18 protein-coding genes and 1 pseudogene are annotated in these 20,022 nt (G+C 57.0%); 6 read left to right on the forward strand and 13 right to left on the reverse strand.

The annotated features are described in order from the left end of the window. Position 1 precedes the first annotated feature (1 nt). The 7 genes and pseudogenes from ACMGGU_RS10050 to ACMGGU_RS10080 all read right to left on the reverse strand — a co-directional run bounded on the left by ACMGGU_RS10050 (position 2) and on the right by ACMGGU_RS10080 (position 7,263). Positions 2–775, reverse strand: coding sequence for an amino acid ABC transporter ATP-binding protein (locus ACMGGU_RS10050; protein WP_023292311.1), 774 nt, complete (start codon positions 773–775; stop codon positions 2–4). Then, positions 759–1,685: an amino acid ABC transporter permease gene (locus ACMGGU_RS10055; RefSeq protein ID WP_333073755.1), complete on the reverse strand. Its 927-nt coding sequence runs from the start codon at positions 1,683–1,685 to the stop codon at positions 759–761. Before ACMGGU_RS10055 ends, ACMGGU_RS10050 begins: the two co-directional genes overlap by 17 nt. 9 nt (positions 1,686–1,694) lie before the next feature. Beyond that, entirely contained in the window at positions 1,695–2,204 is a 510-nt protein-coding gene (locus tag ACMGGU_RS10060) for a GNAT family N-acetyltransferase (RefSeq protein WP_008501765.1), read from the reverse strand. 9 nt (positions 2,205–2,213) lie between these two features. Next, positions 2,214–4,477, reverse strand: a pseudogene (locus ACMGGU_RS10065) (NtaA/DmoA family FMN-dependent monooxygenase). 16 nt (positions 4,478–4,493) lie between these two features. Further along, complete coding sequence (locus ACMGGU_RS10070; RefSeq protein ID WP_045908821.1) at positions 4,494–5,615, reverse strand: amidohydrolase; 1,122 nt, start codon at positions 5,613–5,615, stop codon at positions 4,494–4,496. Then, entirely contained in the window at positions 5,612–6,613 is a 1,002-nt protein-coding gene (locus ACMGGU_RS10075; protein WP_420300499.1) for an LLM class flavin-dependent oxidoreductase, read from the reverse strand. The genes ACMGGU_RS10070 and ACMGGU_RS10075 overlap by 4 nt, the downstream gene beginning before the upstream one ends. Before the next feature lie 110 nt (positions 6,614–6,723). Then, positions 6,724–7,263, reverse strand: a complete 540-nt coding sequence (locus ACMGGU_RS10080) for an AAA family ATPase (protein WP_262780812.1) — start codon at positions 7,261–7,263, stop codon at positions 6,724–6,726. A 340-nt stretch (positions 7,264–7,603) separates the two neighbouring features. Here ACMGGU_RS10080 and ACMGGU_RS10085 point away from each other — a divergent pair, with 340 nt between their 5' ends. Continuing rightward, a complete protein-coding gene (locus ACMGGU_RS10085) occupies positions 7,604–9,139 on the forward strand; it encodes a methyl-accepting chemotaxis protein (protein WP_420300500.1) in 1,536 nt (511 codons plus the stop codon). Here the strand turns inward: ACMGGU_RS10085 and ACMGGU_RS10090 are convergent. Then, entirely contained in the window at positions 9,136–9,534 is a 399-nt protein-coding gene (locus ACMGGU_RS10090; protein ID WP_337279997.1) for a cupin domain-containing protein, read from the reverse strand. The two genes, ACMGGU_RS10085 and ACMGGU_RS10090, sit on opposite strands and share 4 nt — an antisense overlap. 108 nt (positions 9,535–9,642) lie before the next feature. On the opposite strand from ACMGGU_RS10090, the gene ACMGGU_RS10095 reads away from it, so the two are divergent. Both ACMGGU_RS10095 and ansP read left to right on the forward strand, forming a co-directional pair. Further along, the gene (locus ACMGGU_RS10095; RefSeq protein ID WP_420300501.1) at positions 9,643–10,557 is read left to right on the forward strand and encodes a LysR family transcriptional regulator; all 915 of its coding nucleotides are present in this window, start codon (positions 9,643–9,645) and stop codon (positions 10,555–10,557) included. 304 nt (positions 10,558–10,861) lie between these two features. Continuing rightward, a complete protein-coding gene (gene ansP / locus ACMGGU_RS10100; protein WP_008501774.1) occupies positions 10,862–12,358 on the forward strand; it encodes an L-asparagine permease in 1,497 nt (498 codons plus the stop codon). Positions 12,359–12,450: 92 nt separating this feature from the next. On the opposite strand, the gene ACMGGU_RS10105 is transcribed toward ansP, so the two are convergent. Continuing rightward, positions 12,451–13,512 carry a YncE family protein gene (locus ACMGGU_RS10105; protein WP_420300502.1) on the reverse strand — a complete coding sequence of 354 codons (1,062 nt, stop codon included), beginning with the start codon at positions 13,510–13,512 and terminating at the stop codon, positions 12,451–12,453. A 242-nt stretch (positions 13,513–13,754) separates the two neighbouring features. On the opposite strand from ACMGGU_RS10105, the gene pqqU reads away from it, so the two are divergent. Further along, on the forward strand, positions 13,755–15,869 hold the full coding sequence (gene pqqU, locus ACMGGU_RS10110) for a TonB-dependent receptor PqqU (RefSeq protein WP_420300503.1): 2,115 nt from the start codon (positions 13,755–13,757) through the stop codon (positions 15,867–15,869). Positions 15,870–15,989: 120 nt separating this feature from the next. Here pqqU and ACMGGU_RS10115 read toward each other — a convergent pair whose 3' ends face one another. The 3 genes from ACMGGU_RS10115 to ACMGGU_RS10125 form a co-directional block, all read right to left on the reverse strand. Next, positions 15,990–16,658 carry a GntR family transcriptional regulator gene (locus ACMGGU_RS10115; protein WP_420300504.1) on the reverse strand — a complete coding sequence of 223 codons (669 nt, stop codon included), beginning with the start codon at positions 16,656–16,658 and terminating at the stop codon, positions 15,990–15,992. 257 nt (positions 16,659–16,915) lie between these two features. After that, complete coding sequence (locus ACMGGU_RS10120; RefSeq protein WP_420300505.1) at positions 16,916–17,956, reverse strand: NADP-dependent oxidoreductase; 1,041 nt, start codon at positions 17,954–17,956, stop codon at positions 16,916–16,918. Between the two features lie 65 nt (positions 17,957–18,021). After that, entirely contained in the window at positions 18,022–18,597 is a 576-nt protein-coding gene (locus ACMGGU_RS10125) for a helix-turn-helix domain-containing protein (RefSeq protein WP_008501301.1), read from the reverse strand. 148 nt (positions 18,598–18,745) lie between these two features. Here ACMGGU_RS10125 and ACMGGU_RS10130 point away from each other — a divergent pair, with 148 nt between their 5' ends. Next, positions 18,746–19,264, forward strand: coding sequence for a GNAT family N-acetyltransferase (locus ACMGGU_RS10130; protein ID WP_023292298.1), 519 nt, complete (start codon positions 18,746–18,748; stop codon positions 19,262–19,264). After that, positions 19,261–19,710 carry a DMT family transporter gene (locus tag ACMGGU_RS10135; protein WP_008501299.1) on the forward strand — a complete coding sequence of 150 codons (450 nt, stop codon included), beginning with the start codon at positions 19,261–19,263 and terminating at the stop codon, positions 19,708–19,710. The genes ACMGGU_RS10130 and ACMGGU_RS10135 overlap by 4 nt, the downstream gene beginning before the upstream one ends. A gap of 3 nt (positions 19,711–19,713) precedes the next feature. Here the strand turns inward: ACMGGU_RS10135 and ACMGGU_RS10140 are convergent, their stop codons facing one another. Beyond that, complete coding sequence (locus ACMGGU_RS10140) at positions 19,714–19,947, reverse strand: YdcY family protein (RefSeq protein WP_008501298.1); 234 nt, start codon at positions 19,945–19,947, stop codon at positions 19,714–19,716. Positions 19,948–20,022 lie beyond the last annotated feature (75 nt).

Below are 20,022 nucleotides of genomic sequence, written 5' to 3' on the forward strand. Positions count from 1 at the left end.
CTTACAGCACTTTTGACAGGAACTGGCGCGTTCGCGCGTGCGACGGGCGGTTCAATACCGCGTCGCTGCTGCCCTGTTCCACGATTTTTCCGTCGACCATAAACACCACCTGATCCGCCACCTCGCGGGCAAAGCCGATCTCGTGAGTGACCACCACCAGCGTAGTGCCGGACCGGGCCAGTTTTTTGATTACGTCCAGCACTTCCCCTACCAGCTCCGGATCCAGAGCCGAGGTAGGTTCATCAAACAGCATCACGCGGGGACGTAACGCCAGCGCGCGGGCAATCGCAATGCGTTGCTGCTGGCCGCCGGAGAGATGGCGGGACCAGGCATCGGCTTTGTCCCGCAGCCCGACCACGTCCAGCAGGCTGTACGCTCTTTCCACCGCCTCTTTTTTGCTGAGCTTTTTATGCGCGATGGGCGCCTCAATCAGGTTTTCCAGCACCGTGAGATGGGGAAAGAGATTGAAGTTCTGAAACACATAGCCCACGTTGACGCGCTGTTTGAGGATCTCTTTCTCCTTCAGCTCGTAGAGCTTGTCGCCCTGGCGACGGTAGCCAATGTAGTCCCCGTCGATCTGAATAAAGCCTTCGTCGACGCGTTCCAGGTGGTTAATGGTACGCAGCAGCGTCGATTTACCCGACCCGGACGGCCCGAGGATGACCGTCACGGATCCCGGCGGGATCTCAAGCGACACGTTGTCGAGCGCCTTATGGCGTCCAAAATATTTGCTGACGCCGGTAATCGAGATATGTCCTTCAGGAGAGGCTTGCATGGATAGGCTCCTGTGCTGGCGTGGTGGTGACAGAACGGGTACGACGGGCGGCACGGTTCTGATTAACCGCAGAGCGGCGTTCGCTGCGGGCGAGTGCGCGTTCAACACCGTACTGGATAGCGGACAGGACGGTGGTGATCGCCAGGTACCAGGCGGCACCGACCATCAGCAGCGGGATCACCTCCTGCGTGCGGTTGTAGATCATCTGGATGGTATAAAACAGCTCCGGCATCGCCAGGACGTACACCATCGCTGTGCCCTTGGCGAGGCTGATGATTTCATTGAATCCCGACGGCAGAATGGTACGCAGCGCCTGAGGCAAAATGATGCGCACCGTGCGGCGCCAGGCCGGCAGACCGAGCGCGGCGGCGGCCTCATACTGCCCGTGATCGACCCCGAGGAAACCACCGCGAATGATCTCGGCGGTATAGGCGCTCTGCACCAGCGTTAGCCCCACCACGGCGGTAGAGAACTGCCCCAGCACGTTGATGGTTTCAAAACTGCCCCAGGTGATGCTGGTAAACGGCACGCCGAGCGAGAGCGTGTCGTAGAGATAGGAAAAGTTGTACAGGATAATCAGCACGACGATCAGCGGCAGCGACCGAAACAGCCAGATGTACGCCCACGCCAGGCTGCTCAGCAGCCAGGATGACGAGAGTCTCGCCAGGGCCAGCATGCCGCCAAACACCACGCTCAGCGCGGTGCCGATCAGCGTCAGCAGCAGGGTCTGCCCGACACCGTCGAGGATCACCGGGTCGAAGAACCAGCGGGCGAACACCGCCCACTCCCAGCGCGGGTTAAAGGCTACGGACTGAATCACGACCGCCAGGACAAACAGCGCCACCGCGGCGCCGACGGCCCGCAGCGGATAACGCGCCGGGACCACCTTAATGGTTTCAACGTTGCTCATCGTCGTTCCTCATGCGGTTTTACTGAACGCTTCACGTACCAGCGTTTTGGTGAAACGCAGCCGACCGTCAAACGGCGGCTGGCTATACTCTTCCGGATCGCGGTTCAGATCGAACTGCGGCTGATAGCCCTGGCTAAGATAGAGCCTGACCGCTTCCGGCTGGCGAAAACCGGTTGTCAGGTAGATTTGGCTATAGCCTGCCAGCACCGCCCTGCGCTCCAGCTCCTGTACCACGCGCCCGGCAAGCCCCTGCTGACGCAGGGTTTTGTCCGTCCAGATACGTTTGATTTCCGCGGTGCGTTCGTCGAACGGTTTGTACGCGCCGGTGGCAATAATCTTCCCGTCGCGCTCCAGGACGATAAACAGCCCCTGCGGCGCCAGATACCACTCGGTGAGCTCCACTTCCGCATCTTTAGAGAAGTAGTCCCCGTAGCGGGCCGCATATTCCCCGAACAGCCCCTCGATAATGGGCTGAAGTTCGGCATCTTCCGGTGATACATCACGAAATCGTTCGCTCATTACGCCTCCTTAATCGCCCAGGCCAGCCGGGTTCACTTCGGACTGAGGAATGCGCTCAACCCCTTCTCCCCAGCGGTTCAGCACTTTGTCGTAATCGCCGTTTTTGATGACGCCGTTCAGCGCGGTTTGCACCGGCTCAACCAGTCCGCTGCCTTTTTTCAGCGTCACCGCGATGTGTGCCGCCTTCGGCCAGCCGCCGTCGACGCTGCCCACCAGTTTGGTTTTCCCGTTCAGCGCCGCTTTCCATGCGCCAATCACGTTCGGGCCAAAGTAGGCATCCGCGCGGCCGGACTGCAGTGCCAGGGTTTGGGCCGCATCGTCTTTGGTGTAGATCGGGGTAAAGGGCTTCAGCCCCTTCTTCAGGTTTTCGGCATTCCATGCCAGCAGGATGGCCTCCTGGTTGGTGCCGGAGCCGACGATAATCTTCAGCCCGGCGATGTCTTCCGCCTTCTGCAGCGACGTAATCGGGCTCGTGGATTTCACGTAAAAGCCGAGGGAATCCTTACGATAGGTAGCAAAATCAAACTTCTGTTTGCGCTCTTTAGTGACGGTGATGTTGCTGATGGCGGCATCGTATTTCCCGGACGCCACGCCCAGCGGCCAGTCCTCCCAGGAGGTGGGCACCACATTGAGCTCCAGCCCGAGGCTGTCGGCGACCAGACGCGCGACGTCAACTTCGCTTCCCAGCAGCGTTTTGTTGTCGTCGGAGAAGACCGTCAGCGGCGGCTGATTGAGTCCCGCCACCGCAACGGTAAATTTCCCCGGCACGGCAAAGCGATAATCTTTCGGCAGCTGCGCTACCGCCTCGCTATTTTTCGCGGTGTTAATCGGGGTTTTATTGGCCTCGATGCTCACGCCGGTGCCGTTAATATTGACGTTCTCTGCCCAGACGGCAGGGGTAAAGGCCAGCGCAAGCGCCAGAATAAGCGATGATTTCTGCATAGCGGGGTTCTCTTTTATTGTTGTGTGTACTGGTTTTTCGGTTGGTCTAAGCCAAGGCTTTCACGCAGCGTGGTGCCCGGGTAGTCGGTACGGAACAGGCCGCGGGCCTGAAGAATGGGCACCACCTGGTCAACAAAGCGCGGGAAGGTGTCCGGCGTGCCGCCCTGAATAATGAAGCCGTCTGCGGCATAGCCTTCAAACCAGGCCTGAAGACCGTCTGCCACCTCCTCCGGCGTGCCGGAAAAGCGCGGGCGCGGCGAAGCGGCCTCCAGCGCCACCTGACGCAGGGTTAAGTTGCGTTCGCGAGCGTTACGCTTGATTTCATCGGTGGTGCTGCGGAAGCTGTTTTTGCCTAAGTCGCCGATATCCGGGAACGGCTCGTCGAGCGGATACTGGCTGAAATCGTGATGTTCAAAATAACGCCCGAGGTAATTGAGGGCGTCATTAATCGACACCAGCGCCGCCGTGGTCTGGTACTGGTTTTCCACATCATCGGCATCTTTCCCCACAATCACGCTGACGCCCTGGAAAATATGGAGATCCGCCGCGCGGCGGCCGTTTGTTTCCAGCTGCTGTTTTACGTCGCGGTAAAAGGCTTTTGCCTCGTTGAGCGTCTCGTGGTGGGTGAAAATGGCGTCGGCATGTTTCGCCGCCAGCTTTTTCCCGTCGTCCGACGCCCCGGCCTGAAAGACAATCGGGCGACCCTGCGGCGTGCGGCCAATATTCAGCGGACCGGCAACCTGGAAGAAGTCACCGTGGTGGTCGAGCGTATGCAGTTTCGCCGGGTCAAAAAACTGGCCGCTCTCTTTGTTACGAATAAACGCGTCCCCTTCCCAGGAATCCCACAGTCCTTTCACCACGTCGAGATATTCATCGGCAATCCGGTAGCGCAGCGCATGCTCGGGGTGTTTTTCACGGGAAAAGTTCTTGGCCGACCCTTCCAGCGGCGAGGTCACCACGTTCCAGCCCGCGCGGCCGTTGCTCAGGTGATCGAGGCTCGCGAACTGGCGCGCCGTGGTGAAGGGCTCGCTGTAGGAAGTGGATAAGGTTCCCACCAGCCCCAGGCGCGAGGTGATGCTGGCCAGTGCGGAAAGCACGGTTAACGGTTCAAAACGATTCAGAAAATGGGGGATCGATTTCTCGTTAATATAGAGGCCATCGGCCACGAAGAGAAAATCGAGCTTCCCTTCCTCGGCCTTTAACGCCGTCGCTTTCACAAAGTCGAAATTAATACTGGCATCGGCGATCGCTGCAGGGTGGCGCCAGGCGGACATATTCCCGGATGCACCATGCAGAATGGTGCCCAGCCGCAGTTGTCGGGTTGCAGACATATTTACCTCTCCTGAATTAAACGTGTTGCAGAGCTTTTTCCGCAAGCTGTGCAAAATAGCGGGCGGCGGGCTCAATCAGTGCTTCATCCGGGTTAAAGGCCGGGTGATGTAAACCAAACGGACTGTTGCTGCCAATGCTGACAAACGCGCCGGGAACAGACTGCAAATAGACCGCAAAATCTTCCCCGCCCATATGCAGTTCCGCGTGCCGGGTTTCATATCCGGCCTCACGCGCGACCGAGGTGGCAAAATCAGCCCAGCGCTCGTCATTCACCAGCGCGGTAGGCCCGGCATACCAGGTGATATCAATCTGCGCGCTGAAGGCGCTGGCAAAACCGGCGGCGATTTCGCCCACGCGGGCTTTCACATTCTGCTGTACTTCCGTGCGATGGGTTCGCAACGTGCCTTCCAGCTCGACGCTTTCCGGCAGCACGTTCCAGGTGTTGCCGCCCGCAATACGTGTCACGCTCAGCACCACCGAATCCAGCGTGTTGACGTTGCGACTGGCGACGCTTTGCAGCGCCGTTACCAGCTGGCTCGCCAGCACAATGGCGTCGTTACCTTCATGAGGACGTGCGGCGTGCGCGCCTTTGCCGGTAATGCGGATCACGAAGCGGTCGACGTTGGCGTAGAACGGCCCGCCGCGGGTGGCGAACTCACCGACCGGCAGGCCGGGCTCGTTGTGCATACCGAAAATCGCGCTGACATCGCGCAGGGCACCGGCGCGCACCATGCTCTTCGCACCGCCAAAGTTCTCTTCAGCAGGCTGAAACAGGATGCGCACCCGGCCGTTAAGCGAGGCCTCCCGCTCTTTCAGCTTTAACGCGGCGCCGAGGATGACGCTGGTGTGAATATCGTGTCCGCAGGCGTGCATCACCCCTGCATGCTGTGAGCTAAACGGCACGCCGCTGCGCTCCTCGATCGGCAGCGCGTCAATGTCGGCGCGCAGCGCAACCAGCCTGCTGCCCGTTCCGATTTCCGCCACCAGCCCGGTCGACAGGTCGTAAGGCTGTGGGGTGATCCCGGCGTTGGTCAGCCACTGGCGCAGGCGCGCGGTGGTTTCGACCTCCTGGCCGGACAGCTCCGGGTTCTGGTGCAGTTCGCGGCGCCAGGCAATCAGTTGTTCGCCAAAACTCATACGGTGACCTCCTTGTTAAGACGCGCCCCGGCCAGCAGGCGCAGCGACGCGACGCGCGTAGCCCCCTCCGCTACCGGCGTGTCGATGATAAATTCGTCAATGCCCCACTGCTGATGCAGCGCGTTGAGCTGTTCCACTACCGACTCAGCGGTACCCGCCAGCAGCGACTGCGCCCGGCGTGCAATGCGCACCGGCTCACTGCCCGCCTGGCGTGCAAACGCGTAGGCCTGTTCTTCGCTGGCCACGGTGACACGCTGCCCGTTTGCCAGCTCAACGCCCCACACTTCGACCTTCTGCGCCAGCGCGTCTGCCTCAGCCTGCGTCGGCGCGACAATCGCCTGCACCGCCACTATCACGTCACGCGCGCTGTTCTCGCGCCAGGTCGATACCACCTCAGGCAGCAGGTCCGGGTCACCGTTCAGGTGTGCGGCAAACACAAAGTGCCAGTCGAGCCTGGCGGCGAGCAGCGCGCTTTCGGTACTCGCGCCCAGCAGAAAACCCTCAGCAGGCAACGGCGGCAGCGGCGTGGCGCGGACGGCCTCTTCAATAGCGTGATGCTCAGGACGGATCCAGCGGTCGAGCTGGGCCAGTTGTTCGGCAAAGCTGCCCTTTTCCTGTTGATTCAGGCCCTGCTGCAGCGCGCGGGTTGAGAGCGGTAATCCGCCGGGGGCTTTCCCGACGCCGAGATCGACGCGGCCAGGCGCCAGCGCGGCCAGCACGTTGAAGTTCTCGGCGACTTTATAGGGGCTGTAGTGCTGAAGCATTACGCCGCCTGACCCGACGCGAATGCGCGTGGTTTGCCCGAGGATCCAGGCAATCAGCAGCTCCGGCGAAGGGCTGGCAAGCTGTGGGGTGTTGTGGTGTTCGGCAATCCAGAAGCGGTGATAGCCCAGATTTTCTGCCTGCTGCGCCAGCGCAAGGGTACGCGCCAGTGCATCGGCAGCCGTTTCGTTTTCAGCGATGGGGCTTTTATCCAGAATGCTGATTCGCCATGACATGTTGCGTTCTCGTTTGACTTAACATGTCGACATTATTAAAGGCGCATTTCACCACTGAGAAACAATTAATTTACATTTAGTTTGCCGGAAAACAGATATATAAAACCCTGCTAAGAATAAGACTTTAAGGAAGCAATCAGCGATTCCACCTGCTCCCGACGGGTAATGCGGACGAAGCGAATATGGCTATATTGCGGGTTTTGCAGGTCGGCTTCGTAGCGCGTACGGTTATTACGCCAGGTTTTCATCGTCCAGATGATAATGGATTCTCTGCTGAAGAACGCGCGCCGGAAACTCTCTTTATTCCCCGTTCCCGGCCAGAGCTCGTGCTTATGCCAGGCCCGCTTTATTGCTCGCGTGACGGCCTGCCAGAGGGTGCGGGTAAACCCGTAATCCACCCACACCACCACATCGACATCGCGCCATTTCACAGGCCGCGTGCGGTTGTAGTTACCGTCCAGTACCCAGTCAGGCGAAGCCTGTAGCGCCTGCGCCAGCTTTGCCTGAAACTCGTCGTCCGGCGTGCCCTGCCAGTCAGCCTGCCAGTAGAGTCTGTCCATCTCGATACAGGGAATAGCCAGTTCGGTCGCAATCTGCTTCGCCAGCGTGCTTTTTCCACTCCCGCTGGTTCCTATGACGTTAATTTTCATCTCAGCCTCCCTGTATTCACGAAAATGAGACCAAATCATAGCGTTTTCATTCTGTTAACGAAACGCTATTTCAGCATGACAATTTTTCCAGGGAGGCGATCTCCCTCTTGCAGTTTGGCTTATGTCATTTATTTAAATCGATTCAAAATAACACCCACTAAAATATTTTCAATTTTATTACATTCGACAACATTAACATATTAAAAATAATGGATGCCGGGTATTTCGGAGGTTCTCAATTTCAGCGAGAATATGCACAGATCGTTATTAAAATAATCACTTTTATCTTGCCGGAGCGCTTTCCGGATTTTTATTCTTGCACAACATCATGGAGTTACTCATGAGGCGTAACACCCCCGTTACACAAAACGAGTATTTACTTAACGCTGGTTCGACGTTAATGTCCACCACCGATACAAAAAGTCATATAACTTATGCCAACTCCGCTTTTATAGAAGCCAGCGGATATAAAGAAGAGCATCTTCTGGGTGAGCCGCATAACCTCATCCGCCATCCCGACATGCCTGCCGAAGCGTTTGGCGACATGTGGTTTACCCTCCAGCAGGGTGAGACCTGGACAGGGCTGGTGAAGAATCGTCGTCATAATGGCGATCACTACTGGGTGCGTGCCAACGTGACGCCGGTCTGGCAGGGGGGATCCCTGACCGGCTATATTTCGGTGCGCAATATCCCCTCACGGGAGGAGATCGCGGCCAGTGAAAATCTGTATGCAAAAGTACGTAATAATGAATTAAAACAGTACCGTTTTTATAAAGGACTGTTCGTTCGGCGCGGTTTATTTTCCTTTTTATCGCTCTTTAAATGTCTAAGTACCGGAAAACGAATTCAGCTTGGTATTACTGCGACAGCGTTACTTTCCTGCCTGGCGGTATATTTATTCCGCGATCGTCTCGTTCAGGCCACCACTCTGGTGCTGCTTTTTTCTGCGCTGTCCTGTTATCTTCACGCGCAGATCGCCCGGCCGGTAAAATCCATTGTTCAACAGATGCAGCGCGTGGTTTCAGGGCGTAAAACGGACTATTACCATTTTGACAGGATCGATGATATCGGGCTGATGATGCGCCTGGTGAATCAGTCTGGTTTAAACCTGAATTCGCTGGTTGACGATGTCGGGGCGCAAATCAGCGGTATTGGCACCATCAGCCAGCAGGTCGCGAAAGAAGGTGCGGCGCTGCAGACGCGCTCTGAGGAAACCGCAGATTTCTTGCAGCAAACTGCATCTGCGGTGGAAGAGATCGCCAGCGCCGTTAAGCAGACGGCCGAAACCGCGAACGAGGCGATTCAGATGGCGGATCGCACCCGCGACAGCGCCCACTGCGGTGAAGCGATGATGAAAGAGACCATCGGTATGATGCAGTCCGTTTCGCAGGATAACGGCCAGATCGTCGATATTATTAGCGTTATCGATCGTATTGCCTTCCAGACCAATATCCTTGCGCTGAATGCCGCCGTGGAAGCGGCGCGCGCCGGTGAAGCCGGCCGCGGCTTTGCCGTGGTCGCGGCTGAGGTGCGCAATCTTGCACAGCACTCCGCGACGGCGGCGAAAGAGATCAAAGCGCTGATCGAGAAAAACGTCGCCAGCGTCAACGCTGGCGTGGAGAAGGTGGTACAAACCGAATCACAGCTGACGGTCATGATCGACCATGTTCTGCAGGTTTCCACCTTGATTAAGGAGATTGGCCTCGCCACGCAGGAGCAAACTCAGGCGCTGACGCTGATTAACGCCTCCCTCTCCCGTATCGGCACAATGACCCAGAGCAATACGGGGATGGTGGATAACGTCACTCACGCCGCGAATCACCTGACGCAGCGGACGACGCGCCTGCAGCAGGCGATTGCCGTTTTTGGCGGTTAGCCGTTCGGGTACTGCTCGTCGGTCACTTTTTCCAGCCATGTTACCGGGCTGCCATTTACCGCTTCGGCGATGGCAAGATGCGTCATCGCCGTTTGCGCACTTGCGCCGTGCCAGTGCTTCACGCCGGGTGGGATCCAGGCGATATCGCCCTGATTCAGGATTTCCGCCTCTTTGCCCCACTCCTGTAACCAGCCACGACCCTGCGTCACAATCAGCGTTTGTCCCAGGGGATGCGTATGCCAGGCCGTGCGCGCGCCCGGCTCAAAGGTTACGGTTGCCCCGCCGACGCTGGCTGGTTCGGTCGCCTGAAAAGGCGCGTCAATGCGAACAGCGCCGGTAAACCAGGCTTCCGGTCCTCGTGCTGACGGTAATGAACCGCTGCGGATAATTTTCATCTTTTGCTCCTCGTTGACTGTTGCGTTAACAGTAGCGCAAAGCACTCGGCAGCATTAGGGTGCATAATCAGATAGGACACATGACTGAAACTCATAAATAGAACCACGATGCTAAAAGATAATTTCAACGATCTGCTCTCCTTTATGGTGGTGGCCCGCGAGCGTAGCTTTACGCGCGCAGCGGCGCAGCTGGGCGTCTCGCAATCGGCACTGAGCCATGCGATGCGCAAGCTTGAGGCGCGATTAGACGTTCGCCTGTTAACCCGCACAACCCGCAGCGTGGTTCCGACACCCGCGGGTGAGCAGCTTTTTTCGCGCCTCAGCCCGCATCTGCTGGAGATCGAACAGGAACTCACGGCGCTTCGCAGCACCCGCGACAAACCCGCAGGCGCTATCCGCATCGTCGCCGGCGAGCACGCGATGGACGCCGTGCTCTGGCCGGTACTGAAGCCTTTTATGCTGCAATATCCTGACATTAACGTCGAAGTGATGGTCGACAATGGCCTGACAGATATCGTAGATGGCCGCTTCGACGCGGGAGTTCGCCTGGGTGAACAGGTGGCAAAAGACATGATTGCGATGCGGATTGCGCCGGACATGCGCATGGCGGTCGTCGGCTCCCCGGATTACCTGGCTCGTTTTGGTGTGCCGCTCGTGCCGGAGCAACTGGGTGAACACCGCTGTATCAATCTCCGCCTGCCCACCCGAGGCGGATTGTATGACTGGGAATTTGAGCGCGACGGGCGCGAGCTTCGCGTGCGGGTTGACGGACAGCTTACGCTGAATAACCTGTCGCAGCGCATCGACGCCGCGGAGAATGGTCTCGGATTAGCCTACGTGCCCGAGTCCTCGGTTCTGGACGCTCTGAATCAGGGACGGCTGGTCAGGGTCCTTGAATCGTGGTGCCCCACGTTTGAAGGATACCACCTCTATTATCCGAGCCGCCGGCAGCACACAACCGCGTTCAGGTTACTTCTCGATGCCCTGCAGCAGCAAAAATTTATACCATCTGGTAATAATTAAGAGAATCTGATGATTAAATAATCAACCCCACCATTGTTTTGACTAAAAACTCATCACGTTTCAGCGTGTTGTGATCCCCGTCTGCTCTGACCACACGATTTCCTTCGACGTGCATCACTTTCGGCACGGTTATATTTTGCGTCGCTTATGAATTGCAGGTAGGATGCCTCGCCATGTTTCGCCTTATCCATACGCAGAATGACTGGGGAGGCGACATGTGTTTGCGCAGAAGCAATCGTTTGTATTGCGCTCTGCCAGGCAGGACTATCACGATAATGGTTCAGACAGGCAAACAGGTAACTCAATGAAAACAAGCAATAAAAGCGCAGCCGATCATCATGCTGCTAAACGTCGCTGGTTGAACTCCCACGAAGAGGGCTACCACAAAGCGATGGGCAACCGTCAGGTTCAAATGATCGCCATCGGCGGCGCTATCGGAACGGGTCTGTTTTTAGGTGCTGGTGCACGCCTGCAGATGGCTGGCCCGGCTCTCGCCCTGGTCTATCTGGTGTGCGGGATCTTCTCTTTCTTCATTCTTCGTGCACTGGGCGAACTGGTACTGCATCGCCCTTCCAGCGGCAGCTTCGTCTCTTACGCCCGTGAATTCCTCGGTGAAAAAGCCGCTTACGTCGCGGGCTGGATGTACTTCGTCAACTGGGCGATGACCGGTATCGTCGATATCACCGCCGTTGCGCTGTATATGCACTACTGGGGCGCGTTTGGCGATGTGCCGCAGTGGGTCTTTGCGCTTGGCGCGCTGGCGATTGTCGGCACCATGAACATGATCGGCGTGAAGTGGTTCGCGGAGATGGAGTTCTGGTTTGCGCTGGTAAAAGTGCTGGCCATCGTGGTGTTCCTGGTCGTGGGTACCGTCTTCCTCGGCAGCGGTAAGCCGCTGGATGGCAATGCCACCGGCTTCCACCTGATAACCGATAACGGCGGATTCTTCCCGCACGGTCTGTTGCCTGCGCTGGTTCTGGTTCAGGGCGTCGTGTTCGCCTTCGCCTCCATCGAGCTGGTGGGTACCGCAGCAGGTGAATGTAAAGATCCGCAGACGATGGTACCAAAAGCCATCAACAGCGTGATCTGGCGTATCGGTCTCTTCTACGTCGGTTCCGTGGTGCTGCTGGTGCTGCTGCTGCCGTGGAACGCCTACCAGGCGGGCCAGAGTCCGTTCGTGACCTTCTTCTCTAAGCTGGGCGTGCCTTACGTGGGCAGCATCATGAACATCGTGGTGCTGACGGCGGCGCTCTCAAGCCTGAACTCCGGCCTCTACTCGACCGGTCGTATCCTGCGCTCCATGTCGATGGGCGGTTCTGCACCGAAGTTCATGTCCAAGATGAGCAAGCAGCATGTGCCGTACGCCGGTATTCTGGCGACGCTGGTGGTCTATGTCTTCGGCGTGTTCCTGAACTACCTCGTCCCATCTCAGGTGTTCGAAATCGTTCTGAACGTGGCTGCACTCGGGATTATCGCATCCTGGGGCTTTATCGTGGTCTGCCAGATGCGTCTGCGCAAGGCGATTAAAGAAGGCAAAGCCGCTGACGTCAGCTTCAAGCTGCCTGGCGCGCCGGTAACGTCCTGGCTCACCCTGCTCTTCCTGTTCAGCGTGCTGGTGCTGATGGCGTTCGACTACCCGAACGGCACCTACACCATCGCGACCATTCCACTGCTGGCCGTGCTGCTGATTGCGGGCTGGTTCGGCGTGCGTAAACGCGTTCATGAAATTCACAGCACCGCGCCGGTTCATCCTGATGATGAAAAACACGACGCGCCGTTGGTGGAAGAAACCTCGCGTTAATAAAAAAGCCGGGTGGCGGCTTCGCCTTACCCGGCCTACATTTCATTATTTTGTAGGCCCGGTAAGCGCAGCGCCACCGGGCAATTCCCATCTTACAGCGCGATACGAATCACGTCGTCAGGCTGGGTGGCTTCCTGCTGGCGGGTAGATTTTTGTTTCACCGTCACGTACAGGGTTTTGCCATCCGCAGAGAGCGCCAGGCTGTTCGGGTAGACCGGCGTGTCGAACGTTTTAGTCACCTTATACGTTTTCCCATCAATCACGCTCACCTTGCCGGCTTCACGGTGCGTCACGTAGGCTTCATTGCGGGCCGGGTTAAACAGGACCGCCAGGGATTCCGGCGCGGCGATTTTCGCGATCACGCTGCCGTCTTTCAGGCTCACCACCAGCACTTCCGGCTGTTTTGAATCGGTCAGGAACGCACGCTGACCGGCTGTATCGAGGCTCAGGTTCAGGTAGAAGTGCTCTTTCCCGTCATCCTGCACTTTTTTACGGCTCAGGATTTTGTTCGTTGCCGTATCAATGGTTAACAGCTCGCCGTCCGCATTCGTGGTGTACAGACGTTTCGCCTGCGCATCCAGCGCCAGGCCGGTGCTGTAAGTACCGGTATTGGCAATGGTCTCTTTCAGCTTCAGCGTGGCGCCATCCACCACCCAAATCACGCTCTCTTTACCGACACCGGTGATGTAAATCGTGTTGCTTGCGTCATCCACCACCAGCTGGCGCGGCTGCAGCGGTTTGACGGTTTCGCTGCGTTGACGCCCGTCCAGCACCAGTCGCCCTTTTACGTCCCCCGTTTTTGCATCAATCGCGGTTACCGCGCCGTTGATCGTATTACCGAACCACAGCGTTTGGGTCGCGTTGTCAAAGGTGGCACCAAAGGGTTTGAGATCGCTATGGATCGCCTGCGTCACGTCCAGCGTGACCGGATCAAGACGGTAAACAATCCCGCCCTTGTCGGTTTTACGGCTTTGCGAGGTCGCCACCCACAGCGCATTCTCCTGCTGGCTCACGGCCATTTCATACGCCCCTTTGCCCACCGCTTTACGCAGCACCTCTTCGGCGGCATGCACCTGGAACGTCCCGGCAAGCAGTAAAGTGGCAGACAGCAGTGACAGGCTCAGACGCGGCGAGCACAGATGACGTAAAGACATAACAATTCCTTTTCTGAAAAGTGGGGTTTGGGCTGACATCACTTCCGGCAGACAACGTCATGGCATTGCCTTTTGATAATGAGAATAGTAATCATTAATCAGATGAATGTGGAGTTTTTCTTTCCCCTCTCGCCTTTCATTAACGCAATGTGCGGTTATAGTTTTCAAAACATTTACAAAACCTTTAACATGTATGGACATGTTCCATTTGGTTCGTTTACATACCACAACCGGTTTTATTCATGAAAATCATTTCTGCCCGTAAGGCTTCTCTCCCGCTGCTGCTGGTTCCTGTTATCTTTGCGCCGCTCACCGCCATGAGCGCAGAGGAACAGACCATGATCGTCAGCGCCACGCCGCAAACCGTATCGGAACTCGATACCCCGGCAGCGGTCAGCGTCGTCAATGGCGATGATATGCGCCAGGCTGCACCCCGCATCAACCTGTCTGAATCCCTTGGCAGCGTCCCGGGACTGCAAATCCAGAACCGTCAGAACTACGCCCAGGATCTCCAGCTGTCGATGCGCGGATTTGGCGCTCGCTCAACCTTTGGGGTGCGCGGTATCCGTATGTACGTCGACGGTATTCCAGCCACCATGCCGGACGGACAGGGTCAGACCTCCAACATCGATCTTTCCAGCGTAGAGAGCGTTGAAGTGCTGCGCGGCCCCTTCTCTGCCCTGTACGGCAACGCCTCTGGCGGCGTGATTAACATCAACACCCAGACCGGTCAGCAGCCGCCGACTATTGAAGCGAGCAGCTATTACGGCAGCTACGGTACCTGGCGCTATGGCATGAAAGCCACCGGCGCGATGGGTGATGGCACCCACGCGGGCGATGTGGATTACACTGTTTCCACCACCCGTTTCACCACCCAGGGCTACCGCGACCACAGCGGCGCGCGTAAGAATCTTGCCAACGCGAAGCTGGGCGTGCGTATTGATGACGTCAGCAAGCTGACGCTGATCTTCAACAGCGTGGACATGAAAGCCAACGATCCGGGTGGACTGAATTATCAGGAGTGGCGGGACAACCCGCGCCAGTCGCCGCGCGGCGATCAGTACAACACCCGCAAGACCATCAAGCAGACCCAGGCCGGTCTGCGCTACGATCGCCAGCTCAGCACCCAGGACGACCTGAGCGTGATGATGTACGCCGGCGAGCGTGAAATGACGCAGTACCAGTCGATTCCGTATCAGCCGCAGCTAAAAGCCACTCACTCCGGCGGGGTGATTGATATGCAACGCCACTATCAGGGCGTGGATACCCGCTGGACGCACCGCGGCGAGCTGCTGGTGCCGGTGACCTTTACCACCGGTCTGAACTACGAAAATCTGAGTGAAGATCGTCGCGGCTACGAGAACTTCGTGATGAGCAACGGGGTGCCGGACTACGGCGTCAAAGGCGATAAACGTCGCGACGAACGCAACCTGATGTGGAACGTCGATCCTTATCTGCAGAGCAGCTGGCAGCTGACGCAGAAACTCTCTGTCGATGCGGGTGTTCGCTACAGTTCGGTCTGGTTTGATTCCAATGACCATTACGTTACGCCGGGCAACGGCGATGACAGCGGTGACGCGAGCTATCACAAATGGCTCCCGGCGGGCGCCGTGAAGTATGCGGTGACTGAGGGGTGGAACCTCTACGCAGCCGCAGGGCGTGGGTTTGAAACGCCAACCATCAACGAACTCTCCTATCGTGCCGATAATCAGGGCGGTCTGAATATTGGCCTGAAGCCATCCACGAATAACACGTATGAAGTGGGCAGCAAAACCCGAATCGGCAACGGTCTGCTGACGGCGGCGTTGTTCCGCACCGATACGGACGATGAGATCGTGGTGGACTCCAGTTCCGGCGGCCGCACAACCTATAAAAATGCCGGGAAAACCCGCCGTCAGGGTGTGGAAGTTTCCCTGGATCAGCAGTTCGCGGAGAACTGGAAGCTGAAGATGGCGTGGACGTATCTGGATGCCACCTACCGGACTAACGTCTGCAGCGACGCAGACTGTAACGGTAACCGTATGCCGGGGATTGCGCGCAACATGGGCTTCGCTTCGTTTGGCTGGCAGCCGGAGGAAGGCTGGTACGCGGGCACGGACGTGCGTTACATGAGCGATATCATGGCCGACGACGAAAACACCGCGAAAGCGCCGTCTTATACGGTAGTCGGGCTGAATACCGGGTATAAGTTTAACTACGGCAACTGGGGAATGGACGTCTTTGGCCGCGTCGATAACCTGTTCGATAAAGAGTACGCAGGATCGGTTATTGTCAACGAGTCCAACGGTCGTTATTACGAGCCTGCACCAGGCCGTAACTATGGCGTCGGGCTGTCGGTCTCTTATCGCTTCGAGTAAGCAAAAAAGAAAAGTTTATTTTATAAATGAAATAACCCTCCTGATGGCAATAAGCCATCAGGAGTTATTCACCAGATAAATAATTAGCGGCGGTATATAGTCGCTCTGATAAATAATCTCTCAGTTAAAATATTGTTGCTGTAAAAGAGAATCCGCTTCATCAATCAACTTATCAATCGCCTTTTGGCTGGCCTCCACATCTCTCCGCTCAAGGGCTGAAAGAAGTTCGTCATAGTGATATGTTGCCGTTTTGATGTCGCTAAGCTCCTGGTGCAGATAGTTCATACAGGGGCCGATGCGGACCCATAGCTGTTCAATTAAGGCATTAAGCGTCGGCATTTCAGCATACTGATAAAGCGTAAACCTGAAGACACGATTCGCATGCAAGGCCTGCTGAACGTTTCCATTGCGCATGGCCTCATGGAAGGCCTCTGACATTTTGCGCAATGCCTCCAGCTTGCCGTCTGACATATTCTGGCATGCTGCGGCAACCGCCATTGGCTCAAGCTGTTTTCGGATGGCGTTAATCTCGTTATAACGCTCCAACGTTACCTCAGGGACCAGAAAAGCCTGCGCTGGCGTGGCGTGAAGCGCGCCTGAGGAGACCAGGCGCAGTAGCGCTTCGCGAACCGGCGTAATACTGGTGCCTAATTTATCAGCAATCTCTTTCGTAATCAGTCGTGCTCCTGGTTTGAGGGAGCCTGTAATTAACGCCCCTTTCAAACTGTGTTCAACCTGCATGGTAAGGCTAACCCTTTGGGCTTTTTCTAAGTGATCCAAATCAAGCATGTGGAATTCCTGTAGCTAAAACTTAATGCTATTTTTAAACGCCAGTTTTAATAAAACGGCGCCGGTACGATATATCCTGTATCGTCATGCCTGGTGGTGGGAAGTACGTAAAACAGCAAAAAAAAAGCAAACATCATTTTTTTTATCGTTTTCGGGCTCATCCGGGATGATGGCGCGAAAAACCGTGTCCAGTAATTAAAGACAATATATCGTATCTTCACAAATAAATATGGCGGGAAACCCCGCCATTGTGCGCTTTATTTATTGTCACTCGCGACGCGAATCACGACTTTGCCGAAGTTTCGTCCTTCCAGCAGGCCAATCAGCGCCTCGGGAGCGTTTTCCAGCCCGTCCGTCACCTGTTCGCGATAGTGGATTTTTCCCTCCTGCACCCAGCGCCCCATCTCTTCCTGGAACTCATGAATGCGGTGTCCATAATCCTGGCCGATAATAAAGCCCTGCATACGAATGCGTTTCTTGAGAAGGGTCGCCATCAGGAGCGGCAGGCGGTCCGGCCCTTCAGGCAGGCCCGTCGCGTTATAGCCGCTCACCAGGCCACACACCGGCACGCGCGCGGAGGTGTTCAGCAGGGGCAGCACGGCATCAAACACTTTCCCGCCGACGTTTTCATAATAGACATCAATACCGTTCGGACAGGCGTGTTTCAGCTGGTCGGCAAAATCCGCCGCATGGTGATCCAGACACAGGTCAAAGCCGAGAACCTCAACGGCATGGCGGCATTTCTCTGGGCCACCGGCCACGCCGACCACCCGGCAACCCTTGATTTTGCCGATCTGCCCTACTGTCGCGCCAACCGGGCCGGTCGCCGCAGCCACCACCAGCGTTTCACCCGCTTTCGGTTGCCCGATATCCAGCAGCCCCATATAGGCGGTAAAGCCCGGCATGCCCAATACGCCCAGCGACCAGGAAGGATGAGACGGATTGTCGCCCATCTTCACCAGGCCGCTGCCGTCCGAAAGTTCATACTCCTGCCAGCCGCTGTAGCCCAGCACCCATTCACCGGCTTTGAAGTCGGGATGGTTTGACTGCTCAACGCGGCTGACCGTTCCCCCCACCATCACCGCACCGATCTCAACCGGCGGTGAATAGGATGGCGCGTCGCTCATGCGACCCCGCATATAAGGATCCAGCGACAGCCAGACGGTACGAAGCAGAAGCTGCCCCGCACCCGGTTCCGGAACAGGCTGCGTTTCCAGACGAAAATTTTCCGCGACCGGTGCGCCCTGTGGACGAGAGGCCAGCACCCAGCGGCGGTTATGCGAAACAGAGTGATTCATCAGGATCTCCTTCTGGTACAAATGTCATTACAGCCTGGCTCACGTTCAGCGTTATCGCATTAGCATTACGAGCCAGACTGATTGAGGCGTACAACCAGATAGATGCAGGTTTCATTCGTCTCGTTGATGAACCGACAGTCATTAGGCGGCCCCAGCTCAAGACAGTCTCCGGCGTGCATCTCGTGGCGGGTGTCGCCCTCCTGAAACACCAGCTCACCGGACTGCAGCCAGATAAGCTGACGCGCCAGGGCGTAAGAAGAGGCCGGCATCGGAACGTCGCTTCCCGCAGGCAGTTCCACCTGAACAAGGTCGATGGGCAGATCGGTACGGGGAGAAACATGGCGGCGGAGGTAGTGCGTCTGCGGATCGCGCCAGACGGGCTGGTTTGCCAGGCGCAGCAGCTTACCCTCCTGCATTTCGGCCCGGGCAATCAGCGTTGACATGCTGATGCCAAACGCGCCCGACAGGCGGGCAAGCAAGGTGGCTGTCGGGCTACTGTCCCCGCGCTCGATTTTATGGATCATGGCGCGGGAGACCCCTGCCCGGTCCGCCAGCTCGCTGAGGGACCATCCGCGAGACTCGCGTTCAAGGCGAATTCTTGCGCTAATCCGTTGATTCATCGTGTCTGTTATGGTGTTCATGACGTCATACTATAGTGTATGAACGGCAATTCAATGGGCTTTTGATAACAAAAAAATATGGCTTATGCCATAGCGATCGGGCGATACAGTTGTGTAATATCGTAGCGATAACGTAATACTATAGTGAACAACACACAGAGGCTTCATCATGATCGTTCGTCATGCCTGCAAAGAAGACTGCGCTGCGATAGGCGAGATTTACAACCACGCGGTGCTGCATACCGCCGCGATCTGGAACGATAAAACCGTCGATACCGATAACCGAATCGCCTGGTTTGAGGCGCGCTCGCTTGCGGGCTACCCGGTTCTGGTAAGTGAAGAGGACGGCGTAATCACCGGCTACGCCTCTTTCGGCGACTGGCGCGCCTTTGACGGCTTCCGTCATACGGTTGAGCACTCGGTCTATGTCCACCCGGCCCATCAGGGCAAAGGGATTGGCCGCACGCTGATGAAGGCGCTGATTAACGAGGCCCGCGCCATTGGGAAACACGTGATGGTGGCCGGCATTGAAGCGCAAAACCATGCCTCGATTCATCTCCATGAAACGCTCGGCTTTGTGACGACCGGACAAATGCCGCAGGTGGGAACCAAGTTTGGCCGCTGGCTGGACTTAACCTTTATGCAGCTGCAACTGGACGAGCGCAGCGATCCGGACGCGATCCCATGAATCAGTCCCTGACCCTGGCGTTTCTGGTCGCGGCGGGCATCGGTCTGGTGGTGCAAAACACCCTGATGGTGCGTATCACCCAGTCCTCCTCCACCATTCTCATCGCGATGCTGCTGAATTCGCTGGTCGGCATCGTGCTGTTTGTCAGTATTCTGCTGCTGAAACAGGGCGTGGCCGGGTTCAGCGAGCTGGCCGCGACGGTGCGCTGGTGGACGCTTATCCCGGGGCTGCTGGGGTCGTTTTTCGTGTTTGCCAGCATCAGCGGCTATCAGAACGTTGGCGCGGCGACGACCATCGCCGTGCTGGTCGCAAGCCAGCTGATTGGCGGGCTGGTGCTGGACGTGCTGAGGAGCCATGGCATCCCGCTGCGCGCCCTGATCGGCCCGGTGTGCGGCGCGGTGATGCTGGTGGTCGGGGCCTGGCTGGTGGCGCGACGCCAGTTTTGATGGTTACAGTATGGTGCCGCCTTTCGTCAGCTGTTCCTCACGCGCGTCCATCTCCTCTTTATGCTGCTTACCATGGTGCGAAATCGCGGTGCGCAGACGCTGCTGCTGGGTGTAGCGATCTTCACGGCTGAGCTCTGCATCATCGCTTAATTCAATCAGCAGCTCGTTCATGTGGGTAATGACGCTCTCTTCGATAGCGGCATCGACGCGGGCGATAACTTCGTTTAAATGTGACATTGTCACTCCTTGTAATGTGCCCGGTGGCGGCTCCGCCCTTTCGGACCTACGGGTGCCAAATGTAGGCCGGGTAAG

It is taken from the genome of Enterobacter sp. BNK-8, assembly GCF_048685095.1.
In the GTDB taxonomy this organism is placed as follows: domain Bacteria; phylum Pseudomonadota; class Gammaproteobacteria; order Enterobacterales; family Enterobacteriaceae; genus Enterobacter; species Enterobacter quasiroggenkampii.